Source organism: Kitasatospora sp. GAS204B, from assembly GCF_029892155.1.
Taxonomy (GTDB): Bacteria; Actinomycetota; Actinomycetes; order Streptomycetales; family Streptomycetaceae; genus Kitasatospora.
This window is the reverse complement of record NZ_JARZAG010000018.1, coordinates 102,857-124,899: the sequence shown is the minus strand read 5'-3', so window position 1 is coordinate 124,899 and position 22,043 is coordinate 102,857. Positions and strand designations below refer to the sequence as shown.

The 22,043-nt window shown below is 71.7% G+C and carries 3 protein-coding genes (1 of these 3 cut by a window edge); 1 reads left to right on the top strand and 2 read right to left on the bottom strand.

The window, feature by feature from the left end:
- The first annotated feature begins 251 nt into the window (after positions 1-251).
- On the top strand, positions 252-1,481 hold the full coding sequence (locus P3T41_RS36965) for a hypothetical protein (protein ID WP_348533690.1): 1,230 nt from the start codon (positions 252-254) through the stop codon (positions 1,479-1,481).
- Between the two features lie 73 nt (positions 1,482-1,554).
- Here P3T41_RS36965 and P3T41_RS23760 read toward each other — a convergent pair whose 3' ends face one another.
- Together P3T41_RS23760 and P3T41_RS23755 are read right to left on the bottom strand one after the other, a co-directional pair.
- Positions 1,555-14,961 (bottom strand): non-ribosomal peptide synthetase, encoded by a 13,407-nt coding sequence (locus P3T41_RS23760; RefSeq protein WP_280692062.1) that lies wholly within the window; start codon positions 14,959-14,961, stop codon positions 1,555-1,557.
- Positions 14,961-22,043, bottom strand: the end of a protein-coding gene (locus P3T41_RS23755; protein WP_280692060.1) for a non-ribosomal peptide synthase/polyketide synthase. It continues 14,949 nt past the right edge of the window; 7,083 of the gene's 22,032 nt are visible here — the last part of the coding sequence; its start codon lies off the right edge, out of view; it ends in the stop codon at positions 14,961-14,963. Before P3T41_RS23755 ends, P3T41_RS23760 begins: the two co-directional genes overlap by 1 nt.

Genomic DNA, 22,043 nt, shown 5'->3' with positions numbered 1-22,043 from the left:
GCTTGGACGCGATGATCTCGCCGAAGAGGTCGCGCAGCGCGCTGATGGTGGCCAGCACCTCGGCTGGGGCGGTGGTGCTGTCGAACAGCGAGTCGTAGAGCTGTCGCAGGGCGCGGTGCTGTCCCGGGTCGACGCCGAACAGGTCGCCGATGACGCTCATCGGCAGCGGAAACGCGAAGGTCCGCTTCAGGTCGACCGCTTGGCCGACCGTCACGCCGTCGTGGTGGGCGAGGCGGTCGAGCAACTCGCGGGTGATCTCCTGGATCCTGGGCCGCAGCTGTTCGACCCGGCGCGCGGTGAGCGCGGCGGACGTCAGGCTCCGCAGCCGTCGGTGGTCGGCGCCGTCGACCGTCACCATGCTGCGGGTGGGGTTCACCGCCGCGGTCAGCGACCAGCCGGTGGGGACCTCCCCGCGCTGCCAGGCGCCCCACTGGTTGACGTCCTTCACGAACCGAGGGTCGGTCAGGACGGTTCTGGCCACCTCCTGCCGGGTGACCGCCCAGGCGTGGATCCGACCGGGCAGCTCCACCGGCGCGACAGGGCCCGCGGCGAGCAGCCGGCGGCGTTCGGCCGGGCGGTCGGCGGCCTGCGGGTCGAGCACGACCCGGTCCGCTGCGTGCTGGGTCATCGGATGCCTCCAGAGAACTCGCTACGACGGGCAGGGCGCCCGCCTGCTACGACGGATCCGTCCGCGGGCCGGGTTCACGCGGTCGGTCGGGCTGACGCGGCCGGACGACCGGCGGGACGACCGGTCGGCCGCGCGCGACGAATGGTCGAACGGCGTCCGAGCGGTAGGCCGCTCGGCGCGCGCCGCCGGCTGGCCCCGACTGCGCGCGCTGTCCGGCGCCCTGTCCGGTCGTCCCGACAGCGTGCTGGAGCGGGCGATCCTGGGGCAGTTGGCGATGTCGGACGCCGCGGTGGTGGAAGCCCACCTGGTCAGCACGGGGGAGTCGATCCCCGCGGAGGCGGCGCTGCGCTCGGAGGCGAACAGGCGAACAGGCGAACAGGCGAACAGGCGGCAGAGCCGGGAGTTGCGGGACGAGGTGAGCACGCGGCTCGTCCGGTGTCTGACCACCCCGATCGACCGGGAGGACCTGCTACGGGTGTCCCACGCGGTGGACGGCGGCACCCACGTGCTGCACGAGTTCGTCCGTGAGTTCGACCTGTACGGCCCGACCTCGCCGGACCGGCTCGTCCCGCTCACCCAGGGCATCGTCGGCCTGGTCGCCGGCCTGCGGACGGCCGTCTCGGGCCTGGTGAACCACCGGCGCTCGCCGGCGGCCGACGTGGCCGGCACGCATCTCGCGGCGGCCGCCCTGGAGCGAGCCCATCAGGAGCAGATGGTCGCCTTGGTGACCGCGCCGGCCACCGGCGAGTCGCTGAGGATGCTGGCCCTGCTGGGCCGACTCGACCAGGTCCGGGTGCAACTGCTGCTGGCGACCGACGCCCTGGCGGACGGCGCGATGAAGCGAGGCCTGTAGTACGGCGCCGGCCGGCGAGGGCGGCGGACCGCAGTGCCCTCGCCGGCCGGACCGGAACGTCCCACGCGTCGAGTCAGGCCTGATGCTCCGTCAACTCCGTGATCGCACGGGCGATCTCGGCGAGGGGTTTGGGATCCATCAGGCCGTGGTGGGTGGCGTCCAGGTGATGGTCGATGATCCGGCCCTCGATGTGCGGGGCCCAGGCGGTGGCCGGCGGGGTGCCCTCGGGGCGCCGGCGGGTGGCGGTGAAGAAGAGCACGTCGCCGCGGAAGCGGGCGGGCTCGAAGTCCCGCATCATCCGGACGTGGCGCTCCCAGGCGTCGCCCATGGCACCGAGGTCCTCGGCGGAGAAGGACGAGAACGAGCTCTCCACCAGGGTCTGCACCACCTGCTCGCGGGTGAGCGGCGTGCCATCCGTGCCCGGACGCTCGACCTGGAACATCTCCAGGAAGACCGCCAGGGTTTCCTGTTCGTCCCGCTCGGTGCCCTTCACCGTGTAGGCGGCGTACGGGTAGGCGTCCATGATGCCGAGCACGGCCACCTCCTCGCCCAGCTCCTGCAGCCGACCGGCGATGGCATGGACCACCAGGCCGCCGAAGGAGTGGCCCAGCAGGTGGTACGGGCCCGACGGCTGGACCGAACGGATGTGGGCCACGTAGTCGGCGGCCATCTGCTCGACGGTTTGGGGCAGTTGCTCGGTCTGGGTGAGGCTGCGCGCCTGGAGGGCGTAGAGCGGACGATCGGGCAGGTAGGGCAGCAGACGGCTGTAGCCCAGCGCGACGCCGTATCCGGCGTGGACGCAGAACAGTGGAGGTAGCGCGCCCTCGCGGCGTAGTGGCATCAACTCGGCGAACTTGTCGCCGAGTTCGGCGCCTGTGGCGAGGCGCTGCGCGAGGTTGGCCACCGTGGGCGCCTCGAACAGGTCTCGCAAGGCCAGCTCCTCGCCGAGCACCGTGCGGATGCGGCTGACCAGGCGGGTGGCGAGCAGCGAGTGGCCGCCGAGGTCGAAGAAGTCGTCGTCGACGCCGACCCGGGGCAGCGACAGCACCTCGGCGAAGAGCACGGCCAGGACTTCCTCGTGCGGGGTGCGGGGTTCGCGGCCGGGCGCCGTGGTGAGGTCGGGGGCGGGGAGGGTGCGGCGGTCGAGCTTGCCGTTGATGGTGAGGGGGAGGGTGTCGAGCGGGATGATCGCGCTGGGGACCAGGTAGTCGGGCAGGGTGGTGGCCAGGTGGCTCCGGATCGCCGTGATGTCGAGCTCGCCCACGGGCACCACGTAGCCGACCAGACGCTTGTCGCCGGGGACGTCCTCGCGGACCAGCACGGCGGCCTGCACGACGGCCGGGTGTGCGGCCAGGGCGGCCTCGATCTCGCCGGGCTCGATGCGGAAGCCGCGTAGTTTGACTTGCTGGTCGGCGCGGCCGGCGTATTCGATCTGGCCGTGGTGGTTCCAGCGGGCGAGGTCGCCGGTGCGGTACATGCGCTCGCCGGGAGCGCTGAAGGGTGCCGCGATGAAACGCTCGGCGGTCAGGCCGGGTCGGTCCAGGTAGCCGCGGGCGAGGCCGGCGCCGGCCAGGTAGAGCTCGCCGGTGCTGCCTGTCGGTACTGGGTGGAGGTGTGCGTCGAGGATGTAGGCGCGCATGTTGTCCAGCGGGCGGCCGATGGGCAGCGGGCCTGGCTGGCGGCTGGCGGTGTGGGTGGTGGCGAAGGTGGTGGTTTCGGTGGGGCCGTAGCCGTTGACGACAGTGGTGTCGGGGCAGGCGGTCTGGAGGCGGGTGACGGCGGTGGGGGAGACGACGTCGCCGCCGGTCCATAGTTCGCGGACGCCGTGCAGGCAGTTGGGGTCTTCGTCGGCGATGAGGGCGAAGAGGCCTGCGGTGAGCCAGAGCCCGGTGACGTTGTGGTGGGTGATCAGGCGGCCGAGTGAGGCTGTTGTGATGTCGCCGGCGGGGGCGACGATGATCTGACGGCCGGTCAGGAGTGGTGCCCACAGCTCGAAGGTGGAGGCGTCGAAGGAGTGCGGGGAGTGCAACAGCACGCGTTCCATCGCGGGGCCGGCGAAGCGGCGGTCGGTGGCGAGTGCGACGACGTCCTGGTGGGTGACGGCGACGCCCTTGGGGCGGCCGGTCGAGCCGGAGGTGTACATCACGTACGCCAACTGCCGTGCATCGCACGGGATATCGACGGTTTCACCGACGCGGTCGCCGACCTCCAGGACGGTGAGCCTGAGTTCCCCGGCCTGCTCGCGCAGTGCGGTGTCGGTGAGGATCACCTTCGCCCCGGTCTCCGCGAGGATCGCCTGACGGTGCGCGAGCGGGTAGCGGGCATCGAGCGGGACGTAGCAGCCGCCGGCCTTCACCACCGCCAGCAGCGCGATCACGAGCTCGGCCGAGCGTTCCATCAGAACAGCCACGCCGCGCTCGGCGCCCATGCCTTCCGCGATCAGGCGCCGGGCGAGTCCGTTGGCCCGGGCGTCCAGCTCCGTGAACGTCAACTCGACGTCGCCGCAGACCAGCGCCACCGCATCCGGCGTCCGCGTGACCTGCGCGGCGAACAGTTCCGGCAGTGTCCCGGTCACCGGCTCGACCGCCGTGTCGTTCCACTCCGTCAGGATCCGCCGCCGCTCCACCTCATCCAGCACCTCGACGTGCCCGAGGGGCAACGTCGGAGCGGTCTCCAGCGCCTCGACCAGCCCCGCGAGCGTCGTGTTCAGCAGCGTGCACACCAGCTCGGCGTCGATCGGGGCCACCGCCTGCGCGGTGAGGACGAACCCGGCGCCGAGGTCGTCGATCGACACGGTCAGCGGGTAGTTGGTGCGCTCCCGGTTGTGCAGGACCTCGATCCCCGACGGCTGGGCTCCCGAGGAATCCGGCGCCGGCTGCTCGGCGGCGTGGCTGTGCCGGTAGTTGAGCAGCGCGGTGAACAGCGGAGTCGCGCCACCGATCCCGCTGGCCTTCTGGGCGAGCGCGAGCGGCGCGTGCTCGTGCACCAGCAGGTCCGCGAGTTGCCCGCGCATCGCGAGCAGTGCCTCCGCCACCCCGACACCGGCGGTCGGCACCCGGACCGGAAGCGTGTTGATGAACAGGCCCGGCACCCGGTCGGCGCCGCTGCCACCGCTCATCCGCCCGAACAGCACGGTGCCGAACACCACGTCGTCACAGTGCGAGGTCGCCGCGACCACCCGGGCCCAGGCCACGTGGAAGACGGCGGCGGCGCTCACACCGAGTCGCCGGGCCTGCTCCCGCACCCGCTCCGCCAGTTCGGCGGCCAGGTGCAGCTTGGCCTCCGCCACCCCGCTGGCATCCCCGCGCACGTCCAGCAGGCCGAACGGCGCGGTCGGCTCGCTCACCCCGCCCAACAGCCGTGCGAAGAAGCGCTCGTGCTCCTCCCGGGAGACCCGAAGCCGTGCCTGCGCGACGAAGTCGCGGAACGGCAGCGGCATCGGCAGCCGGTCCTGCTCGCCGTCCAGCACGGCCTGGATCTCCTCCAGCAGGACCTCCATCGCGGTGTGATCCGTCGACAGATGGTGCCGCTGGAGCAGCATCAGCCACCGCTCGCTCCCCGGCTCGGCCGCGATCCGGGCCCGCAGCAGCGGCGCCCGGCCGAGGTCCATGGCGGCGGGGCAGGCGGCGGAGAGCTCGGCCGCCGGATCGGTGCCGGTCAGCTCGACCAGTTCCACCGGCAGCAGGGCGCGGCGGGCGACCACCTGGACCGGTTCGGGCAGGCCTTCCCAGAGAACCGCCGTGCGCAGGATGTCGTGCCGGTCCACCACGTGCTGCAGCGCGGCCAGGAAGGTGTCGAGCCGCGTCCGCGAGTCGAAGGTGACCACGGTCGGCAGCACGTAGACGTCATCGCCGCCGGCGTTCATCAGGTGGTGGAAGAAGATGCCCTCCTGCAGCGGAGCCAGCGGGTAGATGTCCGCGATGTTCGGCGCGCCGCCGGGGAACACCGAGACGATCCGCTCGATCTCCTCCGCCGTCAGGTCCACCAGCGGCAGCATCTGAGGCGTGATCAGCTGCGCGTCGGCGGGGATCAGGTTCGGCGGCACCGCCACCTCGCCCACCGTGGCGGCGGCGGCCAGGCCCGCGACGGTCGGCGAGGTGAAGAGGGTCCGGATGTTCACCAGGACACCTCGCGCGCGCAGCCGTTCCACCAGCGAGACGGCGAGCAGCGAGTGGCCGCCCAGCTGGAAGAAGTCGTCGTCCAGGCCAACCTGTTGTGCCCCGAGGACCTCGGCGAACACCTCGCACAGCACCTCCTCGCGCAGCGTGGTGGGCGCCCGGTAGTGCGAGCCCGCGACGAAGTCGGGCGCGGGCAGCGCGCGTCGGTCCAGCTTGCCGTTCACCAGCAGGGGCAGTGCGTCGAGCACCACCAGAGCCGCCGGCACCATGAAGTCGGGCAGGGTCGCGGCGAGGTGGGCGCGTACCGCCGCCGGGTCCAGGTCGCCCGCGGGGACCGCGTAGCCGACCAGGCGCTTGTCACCGGGAACGTCCTCGCGTACCGCCACGGCGGCCTGCGCCACCGCCGGGTGCGAGGCGAGCGCGGTCTCGACCTCGCCCACCTCGATCCGGTAGCCGCGGATCTTCACCTGGTCGTCGGTGCGCCCGGCGTACTCCAGCGTCCCGTCCGCACGCCACCGCGCCAGGTCCCCGGTGCGGTACAACCGATCACCCGCGGCGCCGAACGGATCCGCCACGAAGCGCTCCGCCGTCAGGCCGGGACGGTTCAGGTAGCCGCGTGCCAACTGCACTCCGGCGACGTACAGTTCGCCCAGCGCGCCGGGCGGCACCGGCCGGAGGCCGGCGTCGAGCAGGTAGACGCGGGTGTTCCAGACCGGGCCGCCGATCGGCACGGATCCGCTGCCGTGCTCGCCCGCGCAGGCCCACTCGGTGGTCTCCACCGACGCCTCGGTCGGCCCGTACAGGTTGTGCAGCGACACACCGGGCAACACCTGCGCGAAGCGGTCCCGCAGCTCCGCCGACATCGCCTCGCCTCCGCACATCACCTCCCGCAGTCCCGTACACGCCGGGGCCAGCGACTCGCCGAGGAACGCGCGGAGCATCGACGGCACGAAGTGAGTGACCGTCACCCGCTGACGCCGGATCAGCTCGGCCAGGTACTCCGGTTCACGGTGGCCACCGGGACGCGCCACCACCAGCGTGGCGCCCTGCGACAACGGCCAGAAGATCTCCCACACCGACACGTCGAAGCCGAACGGGGTCTTCTGCAACAGGCGGTCCGAGGCCGTCAGACCGTAGACGTCCTGCATGCACGCCAGCCGGTTCACGATTCCCGTGTGCGGAATCACGACGCCCTTGGGACGGCCCGTCGACCCCGACGTGAAGATCACGTAGGCCGGATGCCCGGGGACCAGGCCGCGATCGCCGAGATCAGCCGCGTCGTGCTGGTCGGCCTCGTCGACGAGCTCCCGCGTGACGACGACCGAGGCCTTCGCCTCGCCGAGCACGTACGCGATCCGGTCGGCCGGGTAGTCCGGGTCGACGGGCAGGTAGGCGCCGCCGGCCTTCAGGACCGCGAGGAGCGCGACGACCAGTTCGGTGGAGCGTTCCATCAGCACCGGCACCACCGACTCCGGCCCCACCCCGCGCTCGACCAGCAGCCGCGCCAGCCGGTTCGCCCGGGCGTTCAAGTCGCCGTACGTCACCTCGACGCCCTCGAACACCACCGCCGGCGCGTCGGGAGTCCGCCTGACCTGAGCCTCGAACAGCCCCGGCAGGGTCGCGGCCGGCACCTCATGGGCGGTGTCGTTCCACCCGACCAGGATCCGCTGCCGCAACGCGTGGTCCAGGACGTCGATCTCGGTCAGCGGGGTGTCGGGTGCGCTCTCCAGCGCGGTGACCAGGCCCTGGAGCGTGGTGTGCGCCAGGGCGCAGACGAGCTCGGGGTCGATGGGCGCCACCGCGTGGACGGAGAGCGCGAACCCGACGCCGAGGTCGTCCACCGACAGGGTCAGCGGGTAGTTGGTGCGGCTGTCGCCGTGCCGGACCTCGATGCCCTGCGGCTCAGCAGCCTGGACCGGCTCCTCGGGGCCCTGGCCGTGGCGGTAGTTGAGCAGCGTGGTGAAGAGCGGTGCCGGCGCCGTGATGCCGCTGGCCTGCTGGGCGAGGGCCAGTGGGGCGTGCTCGTGCACCAGCAGGTCGGCGAGCCGGCCGCGCATGGCGAGCACGGCATCCACCGCGCTCACGCCGGCGGTGGGCACCCGGATCGGGAGGGTGTTGATGAACAGGCCGGGTACCCGGTCGGCGCCGCTGCCGGCGTTCATCCTGCCGAAGAGCAGGGTGCCGAAGACCACGTCGTCGCGGCCGGCGGTGGCGGCGACCACCTGGGCCACGGCGACGTGGAAGAGGGCGGCCGGGCTGACGCCCAGTGCCCGGGCCCGCGCCCGGATCCGGGCGGCGAGCTCGGGGCTCAGCGGGAGGCGGGCGTCGGTCGCCTGTCGGCCGTCGCCGCGCACGTCCAGCAGGCCGAACGGTGCGGTGGGTTCGGTGACGTCGCCGAGCAGTTCGGTGAAGAACGTCTCGTGCTCCTCGCGGGAGACGCCGAGGCGGGCCTGGGCGACGAAGTCGCGGAACGGCAGTGGGGTGGGCAGGTCGGCCTGCTGCCCGTCCAGCACGGCTTGGATCTCCGCCATCAGCACGTCCATCGCCGTGTGGTCGGTGACCAGGTGGTGGCGCTGGAGGAGTAGCAGCCAGCGCGCGCTGCCCGGATCGGCGTCCTGCTCGGTGTCCGGCTCGGTGTTCGGCTCGGCGGCGATGTGGGCGCGCAGCAGTGGTGCCCGGGTCAGGTCCATGGTCGCCGGGCAGGCGGCGGTGAGCTCGGCCACCGGATCCGGTCCGGTGAGCTCGACCAGGGTGACCGGCAGCTCGGCCTGACGGGCCACGACCTGCACCGGCTCGCGCAGGCCCTGCCAGAGCACGGCGGTGCGCAGGATGTCGTGCCGGTCGACGATGAGCCGGAGCGCATCCAGGAAGGTGTCCAGGCGCTCGCGGGAGTCGAAGGTCAGCGTGGTCGGCAGGACATACGGGTCCATGCCGTCGGCGTTCATCAGGTGGTGGAAGAAGATGCCCTCTTGGAGGGGGGCGAGGGGGTAGATGTCGGCGATGTTGGGTGCGCCGCCGGGGAAGGTGGTGGTGATGCGGTCGATCTCCTGGGGTGTGAGGTCGACGAGGGGGAGCATCTGGGGGGTGATGTGCTGGGCGTCGGCAGGGATCAGGTTGGGTGGGACGATGACCTCGGCCGTGCCGGCTCCGGTGGTGGCGGTGGTCAGGCCGGCGACGGTGGGGGTGGTGAAGAGGGCGCGAACGCTGATGTGGATGTCGCGGGTGCGGAGTCGTTCGACGAGGGTGACGGCGAGGAGGGAGTGGCCGCCGAGTTCGAAGAAGTTGTCGTCGAGGCCGACTTGGGGCAGGCCGAGCGTCTCGGCGAAGACCTCGCAGAGCACCTCTTCCTGGGGGGTGGAGGGTGCGCGGTAGTTCGCGGTGGTGGTGGTGAAGTCGGGCGCGGGGAGCGCACGGCGGTCGAGCTTGCCGTTGACGGTCAGGGGCAGCGCGTCCAGGAGCACGAGCGCGGCCGGGACCATGTAGTCGGGGAGTTGGGTGGCGAGCTGCGCACGCACCTCCGCGACGTCCAACTCCGCTGTGGCGGCGACGTATCCGACCAGTCTGTCCTCGCGGACGATGACGCTGGCCTGGGTGATGCCGGGTTGGGTGGCCAGGGCGGCTTCGATTTCGCCGAGTTCGATGCGGAAGCCGCGGATCTTGACCTGGTCGTCGGTGCGGCCGAGGTATTCGAGGTTGCCGTCGGTGTGCCAGCGGGCGAGGTCGCCGGTGCGGTACATGCGCGAGCCGGACGGGCCGTGGGGGTCGGCGATGAAGCGTTCGGCGGTGAGGTTCGGGCGGTTGAGGTAGCCGCGGGCGAGTTGGGTGCCGGCGATGTAGAGTTCGCCGGCCACGCCGGTGGGGACGGGGCGCAGGGTGGCGTCCAGGACGTAGGCGCGGGTGTTCCACATGGGCCGTCCGATGGGGACGATCGTGCCGAGCTCGTCGGTGCCGAGCTGGTAGTCGGTGCAGCCGACGGTGGTTTCGGTGGGGCCGTAGTGGTTGACGATCGCGACGCCGGGGTGACGCTGTCGCCACTGTTCGAGCTGTGCGCTCTGGGAGGCTTCGCCGCCGACCATGAGGCGTCCGGTGGGGATGTGGGTGTCGGAGAGCGCGTCGAGGTAGGCCAGGCCGCTGGGGGTGGTCTTGAGGAAACTCAGCCGCTCGTCGGCCAGGACCTGGGGCAGGTGTTCGTCCAGGGGGGCTACGCGGACTCGACCGCCGGTGGTGAGGGCGCCGTAGAGGGCGGTGACGCCGGCGTCGAAGGAGATGGAGGCGTGCAGCAGGGTGGTGCCGCGCAGTTCGGGGTAGGCCTCCTGGCTGCGGGCGATGTAGTTGACCACTGCGGCGTGGGGAATCAGGACGCCCTTGGGGCGGCCGGTGGAGCCGGAGGTGTAGATGACGTAGGCCGGGTGCTGCGGGGCCACGGTCGTACCGAGGTTCTCGTCGCTGTAGGAGGAGGCCGATACCTCGTCGATCAGCAGAAACTGACGCTGCGTCAGCTCATTTGCCCGGTCCACGCAGCTACTGGTGGTCAGCACTACCTGCGGGTGGGAATCGTCCAGCAGGTAGGCGATCCGCTCCACCGGATACTCGGGGTCGATCGGCACGTAGGCGCCACCGGCCTTGAGGACCGCGAGCATGGCCACGATCACGTCGGCCGAGCGCTCCATGAGCACCGCGACCAGCGACTCCGGTCCGACCCCGCGCTCGACCAGTAGCCAGGCCAGACGGTTGGCGCGTGCGTTCAGCTCGGCGTAGCTCAGGACGGCACTGCCGTGGACGACGGCCTCGGCCTCGGGCGTCCGGGCGGCCTGCGCCTCGAAGAGCTCGGGCAGCGTGGTCGCCGGGACCTCGCGGGCGGTGTCGTTCCACTCGGTCAGGATCCGGTGTCGCTCAGCATCATCCAGGATCTCTACGTGCGTGACCGGTCGCTCCGGCTCGGCTGCCACCGCGTGCAGCACGCGCAGCAGCCGCTCGGCGATCTGCTCGACGGTCGTCGCGTCGAACAGGTCCACGGCGAAGGTGACCGTGCCGCGCAGCCCGGCCGGCGCGCCATCGACGGCGAAGGACTCGCTGAGCGTGAACGCCAGGTCGAAACGGGCCGCCAACTCGCCGGAGGGCACGAGTTCGGCCTGCAGGCCGGGCAGGTCGATGACCGCTTGGGCGTTGTTCTGGAGGGAGAGCATGACCTGGAAGAGCGGGTGGCGGGCCATGGACCGCGTTGGGGCGAGTTCCTCGACGAGGCGCTCGAAGGGGACGTCTTGGTGGGCGAAGGCGCTGAGGCCGGTTTCCCGGACGCGGTGCAGGAGTTCGGTGAAGGTGGGGTCGCCGGTGAGGTCGGTGCGCAGCACGAGGGTGTTGACGAAGAAGCCGACCAGGTCGTCGAGCGCGTCGTCGGTGCGTCCGGCGATCGGGGTGCCGATCGGGATGTCGGTGCCGGCGCCCAGGCGCGAGAGCAGGACGGCGAGTGCTGCCTGTAGCACCATGAAGACCGTCACTCCCTCGGCGCCGGCCAACTTGGCCAGACGCTCGTGAAGTTGTGCGGGAACCGTCAGCTCAACCGTGCCGCCTCGGTGGCCGGCGATCGCCGGGCGCGGCCGGTCGGTGGGCAGTGCGAGTTCTTCCGGTAGCTCGGCCAATGCTGCTCGCCAGTAGGCGAGTTGCTGTGCGAGCACGCTGGCCGGGTCCTCGGGCGAGCCGAGCAGCTCGCGCTGCCAGAGCGCGTAGTCCGCGTACTGCACCGGCAGCGGCTCCCACAGCGGGGCCGCCCCCGCCAGTCGGGCCGCGTAGGCGGTGGAGATGTCGCGGGCCAGCGGGCCCATCGACCAGCCGTCACCGGCGATGTGATGCACCACCACCAGCAGCACGTGCTCGGTCGCGCTCTGGGAGAACAGCCAGGCCCGTAGCGGTATGTCGGCAGCCAGGGCGAAAGCGTGGCCGGCTGCCCGTGCCACCGCCTGCTCGTCGAACGTGCCCACCGTCAGCAGCGAACCGACCGTGTCGGCCGCCCGCACCTGCTGGCAGGGCTGACCGTCGACCGTGGTGAAGACGGTCCGCAGGACCTCGTGCCGGTCCACGACATCCCGTAGCGCGGCATCGAGCGCCGCAGTCTCCAGCGGGCCCGTCAGGTGCAGGCAGAGCGGGATGTTGTAGGTGGCGCTGGGGCCCTCCAGCTGGCCGAGGAACCAGAGGCGTTGCTGGGCGAAGGAGACCGGCACCGCCTCGGGGCGCGGGCTCGCCACGAGTGCCGGACGCCCCTGTCCGGCGCCCTCCAGCCGGTCGGCCAGCGCGGCGACAGTCGACGCCTCGAACAGGGCGCGGATCGGCAGTTCGACGTCGAGGGTGGTGCGGATGCGGCTGATCAGGCGGGTGGCGAGCAGGGAGTGGCCGCCGAGGTCGAAGAAGCTGTCGTCGACGCCGACCTGCGGCAGGCCCAGCACCTGTGCGAACAGCTCGCAGAGGAGCTCTTCGTGCGGGGTGCGGGGTTCGCGGCCGGGCGCCGTGGTGAGGTCGGGGGCGGGGAGGGTGCGGCGGTCGAGCTTGCCGTTGATGGTGAGGGGGAGGGTGTCGAGCGGGATGATCGCGCTGGGGACCAGGTAGTCGGGCAGGGTGGTGGCGAGGTGGGTCCGTACTGCCGTGATGTCGAGTTCGCCGGTGGGCACCACGTAGGCGGTGAGTCGCTTGTCGCCGGGGGTGCCTTCGCGGATGATGGCGGCGGCCTGCGCGATGGTCGGATGGGTGGTCAACGTGGCTTCGAGTTCGCCGAGTTCGATGCGGAAGCCGCGTAGTTTGACTTGCTGGTCGGCGCGGCCGGCGTATTCGATCTGGCCGTGGTGGTTCCAGCGAGCGAGGTCGCCGGTGCGGTACATGCGCTCGCCGGGAGCGCCGAAGGGTGCCGCGATGAAGCGTTCGGCGGTGAGTCCGGGTCGGTTGAGGTAGCCGCGGGCGAGGCCGGCGCCGGCCAGGTAGAGTTCGCCGGTGCTGCCTACAGGGACCGGGTGGAGGTGCGCGTCGAGGATGTAGGCGCGCGTGTTGTCCAGCGGTCGGCCGATCGGCAGCGCCATGCCGGTGTCCGCCACCGGGTGGGTGGTGGCGAAGGTGGTGGTTTCGGTGGGGCCGTAGCCGTTGACGACAGTGGTGTCGGGGCAGGTGGTCTGGAGGCGGGTGGCGGCGGTGGGGGAGACGACGTCGCCGCCGGTCCATAGTTCGCGGACGCCGTGCAGGCAGTGGGGGTCCTCCTCCGTCACGAGGGCGAAGAGGCCTGCGGTGAGCCAGAGTCCGGTGACATTGTGGTGGGTGATCAGGCGGCCGAGTGAGGCTGCTGTGATGTCGCCGGCGGGGGCGACGATGGTCTGACGACCAGTCAGGAGTGGTACCCACAGTTCGAAGGTGGAGGCGTCGAAGGAGTGCGGGGAGTGCAACAGCACGCGTTCCATCGCGGGGCCGGCGAAGCGGCGGTCGGTGGCGAGTGCGGTCACATCCTGGTGGGTGACGGCGACGCCCTTGGGGCGGCCGGTCGAGCCGGAGGTGTACATCACGTACGCCAACTGCCGTGCATCGCAAGGGACATCGACGGTATCACCGGTGTGGTCGCCGACCTCCAGGACGGTGAGCCCGAGTTCCCCGGCCTGCTCGCGTAGTGCGGTGTCGGTGAGGATCACCTTCGCCCCGGTCTCCGTGACGATGGCCTGACGGTGCGCGAGCGGGTAGCGGGCATCGAGCGGGACGTAGCAGCCGCCGGCCTTCACCACGGCTAGCAGCGCGATCACCAGCTCGGCGGAGCGTTCCATCAGCACCGCGACCCCGGCCTCGGCGCCCACGCCTTCCGCGATCAGGCGCCGGGCGAGTCCGTTGGCCCGGGCGTCCAGCTCCGCGAATGTCAACTCGACGTCGCCGCAGACCAGCGCCACCGCATCCGGCGTCCGCGTGACCTGCGCGGCGAACAGTTCCGGCAGTGTCCCGGTCACCGGCTCGACCGCCGTGTCGTTCCACTCCGTCAGGATCCGCCGCCGCTCCTGCTCATCCAGCACCTCGACGGCCGAAACCGGCCGGTCCGGCTGTGCCAAGACGGCCCGCAGCACCCGGACGAAACGCGCGCCGATCTGCTCGGCCGTTTCGAGGTCGAAGAGGTCGAGAGCGAAGGTCACGCTCGCGTACAGCCCCGCCGCCACGCCGCCCGCGCCGGACTCCTCACCGAAGGTGAAGGCCAGATCGAACTTGGCCGGGGCCTGCGCGGCGGCCAGCGGCTCGGCGGTCAGACCGGGCAGATCGAGTGCAGGCTGGGCGTTGTTCTGCAGCGAGAGCATGACCTGGAAGAGCGGGTGGCGGGCCATCGAGCGCGCTGGGGCCAGTTCCTCGACCAGGCGCTCGAAGGGCACGTCCTGGTGCGCGAACGCGCCGAGGCCGGTCTGCCGCACCCGGTCCAGCAGTTGGGTGAAGGACGGGTCGCCGGACAGGTCGGTGCGCAGCACCAGCGTGTTGACGAAGAAGCCGACCAGGTCGTTGAGCCCCTCGTCCATCCGTCCGGCGACCGCCGTGCCGATCGGGATGTCCGTCCCGGCGCCCAGGCGCGACAGCAGCACGGCGAGCGCCGCCTGCAGCACCATGAACACGGTGCAACCCTTTGCCCGAGCCAGCTCCACGACACCGCCATGCAGTTCGGCGGGAACGGCGAACTCGACCGTGCCGCCCCGGTGGCCGGCGACCGCCGGGCGCGGGCGGTCGGTGGGCAGTGCCAGTTCCTCCGGAAGCTCCGCCAGCGCGCCGCGCCAGTAGGCAAGTTGCTCGGTGAGCAGGCTCTCCGGGTCGTCTTCCTCGCCCAGCAGCTCGCGCTGCCAGAGCGCGTAGTCCGCGTACTGGCCGGGCAGTTCCTCCCACTGCGGGGCGCGACCCGCCAGCCGGGCCTGGTAGGCGGTGGAGACGTCCCGGGCCAGCGGACCCATCGACCAGCCGTCACCGGCGATGTGATGCACCACCAGCAGCAGCACGTACTCGGTCGCATCCCGCGAGAAGAGCCAGACCCGCAGCGGCAGTTCGTCCGAGAGATCGAAGACGCAGCGCGCGGCTCCGGCCACCGCCGCGCTGAGCTCGGTCTCGTCGAAGGTGGCCGCGTCGACCGTGGTCAGCAGCGGGCCGACCGAGTCCGCCGCCTTGATGTCCTGCCAGGGCTGCCCGTCGACCGCAGGGAAGACCGTGCGCAGCACCTCGTGCCGGCCCACCACGTCGCGCAGCGCGGCATCCAGCACCACCGGGTCCAGCGTGCCGGTCAGCCGCAGGCAGAGCGGGATGTTGTAGGTGGCGTTCGGCCCCTCCAACTCGCTCAGGAACCACAGGCGCTGCTGTGCGAATGATACCGGGATCATCAGGACTCCTTCTGCCCGCGCATTGCCCGGAACGCGGGCCGTGCCTTCTTGTTGAGCTTGTTCAGTGCATCGAGCCGCTCGGCCACGCCGGCCACCGTCGGTGCCTCGAAGAGGGCCTGGATCGGCAGTTCCACGTTCAGCACGGTGCGGATCCGGCTGACCAGCCGGGTGGCCAGCAGCGAATGCCCGCCCAGCTCGAAGAAGTTGTCGTCCAACCCGACCTCGGACACACCCAGGACCTGGGCGAAGGCCTCGCAGAGTTGCTCCTCGCGAGGCGTGGTCGGGGCCCGGTGAGCGACCAGCGAGCTGAGCTCGGGGGCCGGCAGGGCCTTGCGGTCGAGCTTGTTGTTGGTGGTCAGCGGCAGCGACGGCAGCAGCACGGCCGCCGACGGGACCATGTAGTCCGGCAGCGACCCGGCCAGGTACCGGCGCAGGTCGTCGACGGTGACCGTGGTGTCAGCCGGGTCGGCCAGCACGGCGTAGGCGACCAGGCGCTTGTCGCCCGGGCGGTCCTCGCGGGCGATCACGGCCGCGTCGGCGAGCGCCGGATGGGCGCTCAACACGGCCTCGACCTCGCCGAGTTCGATCCGGAAGCCACGGATCTTCACCTGGTCGTCGGCCCGCCCGACGAACTCCAGCTGGCCCTCGGCCGTCCACCGCACCAGGTCTCCGGTGCGGTACATGCGCGCGCCGGCCGGACCGAACGGGTCCGCCACGAACCGCTGCGCGGTCAGGTCGGCCCGGCCCAGGTAGCCGCGCGCCAGGCCGGTCCCCGCCAGGTACAGCTCGCCGGCGGTTCCCACCGGCACCGGGCGCAGCGCGGAATTCAGCACGTAGGAACGGGTGTTGTCCATCGGCCGCCCGATCGGGAGCACCGGCGGCACCTGCTCGCTGGCCAGCACCGGGACCTGGGTGGCGCAGAGCGTGGTCTCCGTCGGCCCGTAGGTGTTGCGGACCACGATGCCGGGGCAGGCCTCCAGCACCCGACGGACCGCCGTCGCGGGGACGATGTCGCCGCCGGTGCCCACCTCGTGGATGTCGGCGAACGCGGCCGGGTCGTCCTCCGCGAGCACCCGGAACAGGCCCGCCGTCAGGTGCAGGTGCGTCAGCCGGTGGCGGGTCTTCAGCGAGCGGATCGCCGCCGCGTCCAGCCGGCCCTCCGGGGCCACCACCACCGTGCCGCCCGCCGTCAGCGGCACCCACAACTCGTAGGTCGAGGCGTCGAAGGCGTGCGGGGACTGGAAGAGCACGCGCTGCGGCACCGTCTCCCGCCAGCACCGGTCCGAGACCAGCTCCACGACGCCGCGATGGGTGTTGGCGATGCCCTTCGGCACGCCCGTGGAGCCGGAGGTGTACATCACGTACATCGGCTGGTCGGGCAGGCTGTGTACGGCCAGGTTCTGCGCCGCCAGGTTCGCCGCGTCACCGGCCCCGGTGGCCGCGTCGACCACCAGGACGTCGGCGCCCCCGGCCGCGAGGCCCCGGACGAACCCGTGCTCGCGCGTCACCTCGTCCACCAGCAGCAGCCCGGCGCCGGCGTCCTGGTACACCACCGCCATCCGCGCCTCGGGCGCCCGCGCGTCGATCGGCACGTACGCGCCGCCCGCCTTGAGCACGGCCAGCAGCGTGACCACCAGGTGCGCCGAACGCCGCATCAGCACGGGCACCAGCGACTCCGGTCCCACCCCGCGCTCGGCGAGCAGGCGGGCCAGGCGGTTGGCGCGGGCGTTGAGTTCGGCATAGCTCAGCTCGGTGTCGTCCTGGACCAGCGCCACCGCGTCCGGCGTCCGCGCCGCCTGTGCCTCGAACAGCTCGGTCAGGCTCACGGCGGGAGTGTCGACGGCGGTGTCGTTCCACTCGGTCAGCAGCGTGTGCCGCTGCGCCTCGGTGAGGACCTCGATCTCGGTCAGCGGGGTGTCGGGTGCGCTCTCCAGGGCGCTGATCAGGCCCTGGAGGGCGGTGTGCGCCAGGCTGCAGACCAGCTCGGGGTCGATGGGTGCGATCGTCTGGGCGGAGAGCAGGAACCCGCTGCCGAGATCGTCGATCGCCATGGTGAGCGGGTAGTTGGTGCGGTCCTGCCCGTGCTCGGCCTCGACGCCCGCCAGACCGGCGTCCGCGCCGTCCTCGGGGGCGTGGCTGTGGCGGTAGTTGAGCAGCGCGGTGAAGAGCGGTGCCGAGCCGCCGATCCCGCCGGCCCGCTGGGCGAGGGCCAGCGGGGCGTGCTCGTGCACCAGCAGGTCGGCGAGCCGGCCGCGCATGGCGTGCACTGCCGCCAGGGCACTGATCCCCGCGGTGGCGAGGCGCACCGGCAGGGTGTTGATGAACAGGCCCGGTACCCGGTCGGCGCCGCTGCCGGCGTTCATCCGGCCGAAGAGCAGGGTGCCGAAGACCACGTCCTCACGGTTGGCGGTGGCGGCGACGACCCGGGCCCAGGCGACGTGGAAGAGGGTGGCCGGGCTGACGCCCAGCACCCTGGCGTGCTCGCGCACCCGCGCGGCGAGCTCGGCGCTCAGCGGGAGTTCGGCCTCCGTGACCCGGCTGCCGTCGCCGCGCACGTCCAGCAAGCCGAACGGTGCGGTGGGTTCGGTGACGTCGCCGAGCAGTTCGGTGAAGAACTCCTCGTGCTCCTCGCGGGAGACGCCGAGGCGGGCCTGGGCGACGAAGTCGCGGAACGGCAGCGGGGCGGGCAGCCGGTCCTCCTCATCGGCCAGGATCGCCTGGATCTCGGCCAGCAACACGTCCAGCGCGGTGTGGTCGGTGACCAGGTGGTGGCGCTGGAGCAGCAGCAGCCAGCGCGCGCTGCCCGGTTCGGTGTCCGCTTCGGCGGCGATGTGGGTGCGCAGCAGCGGTGCCCGGGTCACGTCCATCGACGCGGGAGCGGCGGCGTAGAGCTCGGCCACCGGATCCGCGCCGCGGAGCTGGTGCTGCTCGACAGGGAGGGCGGCCTGACGGGCGACGACCTGGACCGGCTCGGCGAGGTCCTGCCAGAGCACGGCGGTGCGCAGGATGTCGTGCCGGTCGATCACGCGCTGGAGTGCGTCCAGGAACGAGTCCAGGCGCTCACGCGAGTCGAAGGTCAGCATGGTCGGCATGACGTAGATGTCCTCGCCGCCCTCGCCGGTGGCCATCAGGTGGTGGAAGAAGATGCCCTCTTGGAGGGGGGCGAGGGGGTAGATGTCGGCGATGTTGGGTGCGCCGCCGGGGATGGTGGTGGTGATGCGGTCGATCTCCTGGGGTGTTAGGTCGACGAGGGGGAGCATCTGGGGGGTGATGTGCTGGGCGTCGGTGGGGATCAGGTTGGGCGGGACGATGACCTCGGCCGTGCCGGCTCCGGTGGTGGCGGTGGTCAGGCCGGCGACGGTGGGGGTGGTGAAGAGGGTGCGAACGCTGATGTGGATGTCGCGGCTGCGCAGGCGTTCGACGAGGGTGACGGCGAGGAGGGAGTGGCCGCCGAGTTCGAAGAAGTTGTCGTCGAGGCCGACTTGGGGCAGGCCGAGCGTCTCGGCGAAGACCTCGCAGAGCACCTCTTCCTGGGGGGTGGAGGGTGCGCGGTAGTTCGCGGTGGCGGTGGTGAAGTCGGGCGTGGGGAGGGCGCGTCGGTCGAGCTTGCCGTTGACGGTCAGGGGCAGCGCGTCGAGGAGCACGATCGCGGCGGGGACCATGTAGTCGGGGAGTTGGGCGGCGAGTTGTGTCCGGAGCGCGGTGACATCCAACTCGCCCGTGGCGGTGACGTATCCGACCAGTCGGCGGTCGCCGGGGGTGTCTTCGCGGACGATGACGCTTGCCTGCGTGACGCCGGGTTGGGTGGCCAGGGCGGCTTCGATTTCGCCGAGTTCGATGCGGAAGCCGCGGATCTTGACCTGGTCGTCGGTGCGGCCGAGGTATTCGAGGTTGCCGTCGGTGCGCCAGCGGGCGAGGTCGCCGGTGCGGTACATGCGCGAGCCGGACGGGCCGTGGGGGTCGGCGATGAAGCGTTCGGCGGTGAGGTTCGGGCGGTTGAGGTAGCCGCGGGCGAGTTGGGTGCCGGCGATGTAGAGTTCGCCGGCCACGCCGGTGGGGACGGGGCGCAGGGTGGCGTCCAGGACGTAGGCGCGAGTGTTCCACATGGGGCGTCCGATGGGGACGACGGTGCCGAGTTCGTCGGTGCCGAGGGGGTAGTCGGTGCAGCCGACGGTGGTTTCGGTGGGGCCGTAGTGGTTGACGATCGCGACGTCCGGGTGGTGCTGTCGCCACTGCTCCAACTGGGTGGCCTGCACCGCTTCGCCGCCGACCATCAGGCGTCCGGTGGGGATGTGGGTGTCGGAGAGCGCGTCCAGGTAGGCCAGGCCGCTGGGGGTGGCTTTGAGGAAGCTCAGGTGCTCGTCGGCCAGGACCTGGGGGAGGTGTTCGTCCAGGGCGGCTATGCGGACGCGGCCGCCGGTGGTGAGGGCGCCGTAGAGGGCGGTGACGCCGGCGTCGAAGGAGATGGAGGCGTGGAGCAGGGTGGTGCCGCGCAGTTCGGGGTAGGCCTCCTGGCTGCGGGCGATGTAGTTGACGACTGCGGCGTGGGGGATGAGGACGCCCTTGGGGCGGCCGGTGGAGCCGGAGGTGTAGATGACGTAGGCCGGGTGCTGCGGGGCCGCGGCTGTGCCGAGGTTCGCGCCGCTGTGCTCGGACAGTGAAAGGCTTTCCAGCGGCAGGATCTGAGTGTCTGTCAGCTCGCCTACCCGGTCCACGCAGCTACTGGTGGTCAGCAGGACCTGCGGGCGGGAGTCGTCCAGCAGGTAGGCGATCCGGTCCACCGGGTACTCGGGGCCGATCGGCACGTAGGCGCCGCCGGCCTTGAGGACGGCCAGCAGCGCGACCACCAGCTCGGCCGAGCGCTCCATGAGCACCGCGACCAGCGACTCCGGTCCGACCCCGCGCTCGACCAGTAGCCGGGCCAGGCGGTTGGCGCGTGCGTTGACCTCGGCGTAGCTCAGCTCGGTGGCCTCGAAGGCCACCGCGATCGCCTCGGGCGTGCGCGCCACCTGCGCCTCGAAGAGCTCGGGCAGCGTGGTCGCCGGGACCTCGCGGGCGGTGTCGTTCCACTCGGTCAGGATCCGGTGCCGCTCAGCGTCATCCAGCACCTCCACCCGGTCGACCGGCAACTGCGGCTCGGCCAGCACCCCCGTCAGGACCCGCACGAAGCGCTGGGCCAGTTGCTCGGCCGTCGTGGCGTCGAACAGGTCCACGGCGAAGGTCAGCGTGCCGCTGAGCCCGGCCGGTACCCCGTCCGGGTCGAAGGCCTCGCCGAGGCTGAGGCCCAGGTCGAACCTGGCCGCGGCCGGACCGGTCGGCATGGGCGCGGCCGTGAGGCCGGGCAGGTCGATGACCGCTTGGGCGTTGTTCTGGAGGGAGAGCATGACCTGGAAGAGCGGGTGCCGGGCCATGGACCGCGTTGGGGCGAGTTCCTCGACGAGGCGCTCGAAGGGGACGTCTTGGTGGGCGAAGGCGCTCAGGCCGGTCTCCCGGACGCGGTGCAGGAGTTCGGTGAAGGACGGCTCGCCGGAGAGGTCGGTGCGCAGCACGAGGGTGTTGACGAAGAAGCCGACCAGGTCGTCGAGCGCGTCGTCGGTGCGGCCGGCGATCGGGGTGCCGATCGGGATGTCGGTGCCGGCGCCCAGTCGCGAGAGCAGGACGGCGAGTGCTGCCTGTAGCACCATGAACACCGTCACCCCCTCAGCGCGCGCGAGCTCCTGCAGTTGCTGGTGCACCTCGGCGGGCACGGCCAGGTCGACGAAACCGCCCTGGTGGCCGGCGATCGCCGGGCGCGGCCGGTCGGTGGGCAGCGCGAGTTCTTCCGGCAGCTCGGCCAATGCTGCTCGCCAGTAGGCGAGTTGCTGCGCGAGCACGCTGGCCGGGTCCTCGGGCGAGCCGAGCAGCTCGCGCTGCCAGAGCGCGTAGTCCGCGTACTGCACCGGCAGTGGCTCCCACAGCGGGGCCGCCCCCGCCAGTCGGGCCGCGTACGCGGTGGAGATGTCGCGGGCGAGCGGGTCCAACGACCAGCCGTCACCAGCGATGTGATGCACCACCACCAGCAGCACGTGCTCGGTCGCGCTCTGCGAGAACTGCCAGGCATGCAGCGGAACGTCGGCTCGCAGGTCGAAGGTGTGGGCGGCGGCCTGGCTGATCGCCTGCTCGTCGAAGGCGGCCACGGTGAGGAGCGAGCCCACCGCGTCGATCGGCAGCACCTGCTGGCGCGGGTGGCCGTCGACGGCCGGGAAGACCGTGCGCAGCACCTCGTGCCGCTCCGTCACGTCGCGCAGCGCCTGGTGCAGGACCGCCGTGTCCAGCGCGCCGGACAGGCGCAGCGCCAACGGAATGTTGTAGGTGGCGCTGGGGCCCTCCAACTCGCCGAGGAACCACAGGCGTTGCTGGGCGAAGGAGACCGGGACGGCCTCGGGGCGCGGGCTCGCCATCAGCGCCGGGCGCCCTTGGCCCGCTCCCTCCAGCCGGTCGGCGAGCGCGGCGACACTTGATGCCTCGAACAGGGCGCGGATGGGCAGTTCGACGTCGAGGGTGGTGCGGATGCGGCTGACCAGGCGGGTGGCGAGCAGGGAGTGGCCGCCGAGGTCGAAGAAGCTGTCGTCGATGTTGACCTGCGGCAGGCCCAGCACCTGTGCGAACAGCTCGCAGAGGAGCTCTTCGCGCGGGGTGCGGGGGCTGCGACCCGCTGTCGCGGTGAGGTCGGGGGCGGGCAGGGCGCGGCGGTCGAGCTTGCCGTTGATGGTGAGGGGGAGGGTGTCGAGCGGCATGATCGCGCTGGGGACCATGTACTCGGGCAGGGTGGTGGCCAGGTGGCTCCGGATCGCCGTGATGTCGAGCTCGCCCACGGGCACCACGTAGCCGACCAGACGCTTGTCGCCGGGGAGGTCCTCGCGGACCAGCACGGCGGCCTGCGCGACGGCCGGGTGTGCGGCCAGGGCGGCCTCGATTTCGCCGGGCTCGATGCGGAAGCCGCGTAGTTTGACTTGCTGGTCGGCGCGGCCGGCGTATTCGATCTGGCCGTCGTGGTTCCAGCGAGCGAGGTCACCGGTGCGGTACATGCGCTCGCCGGGAGC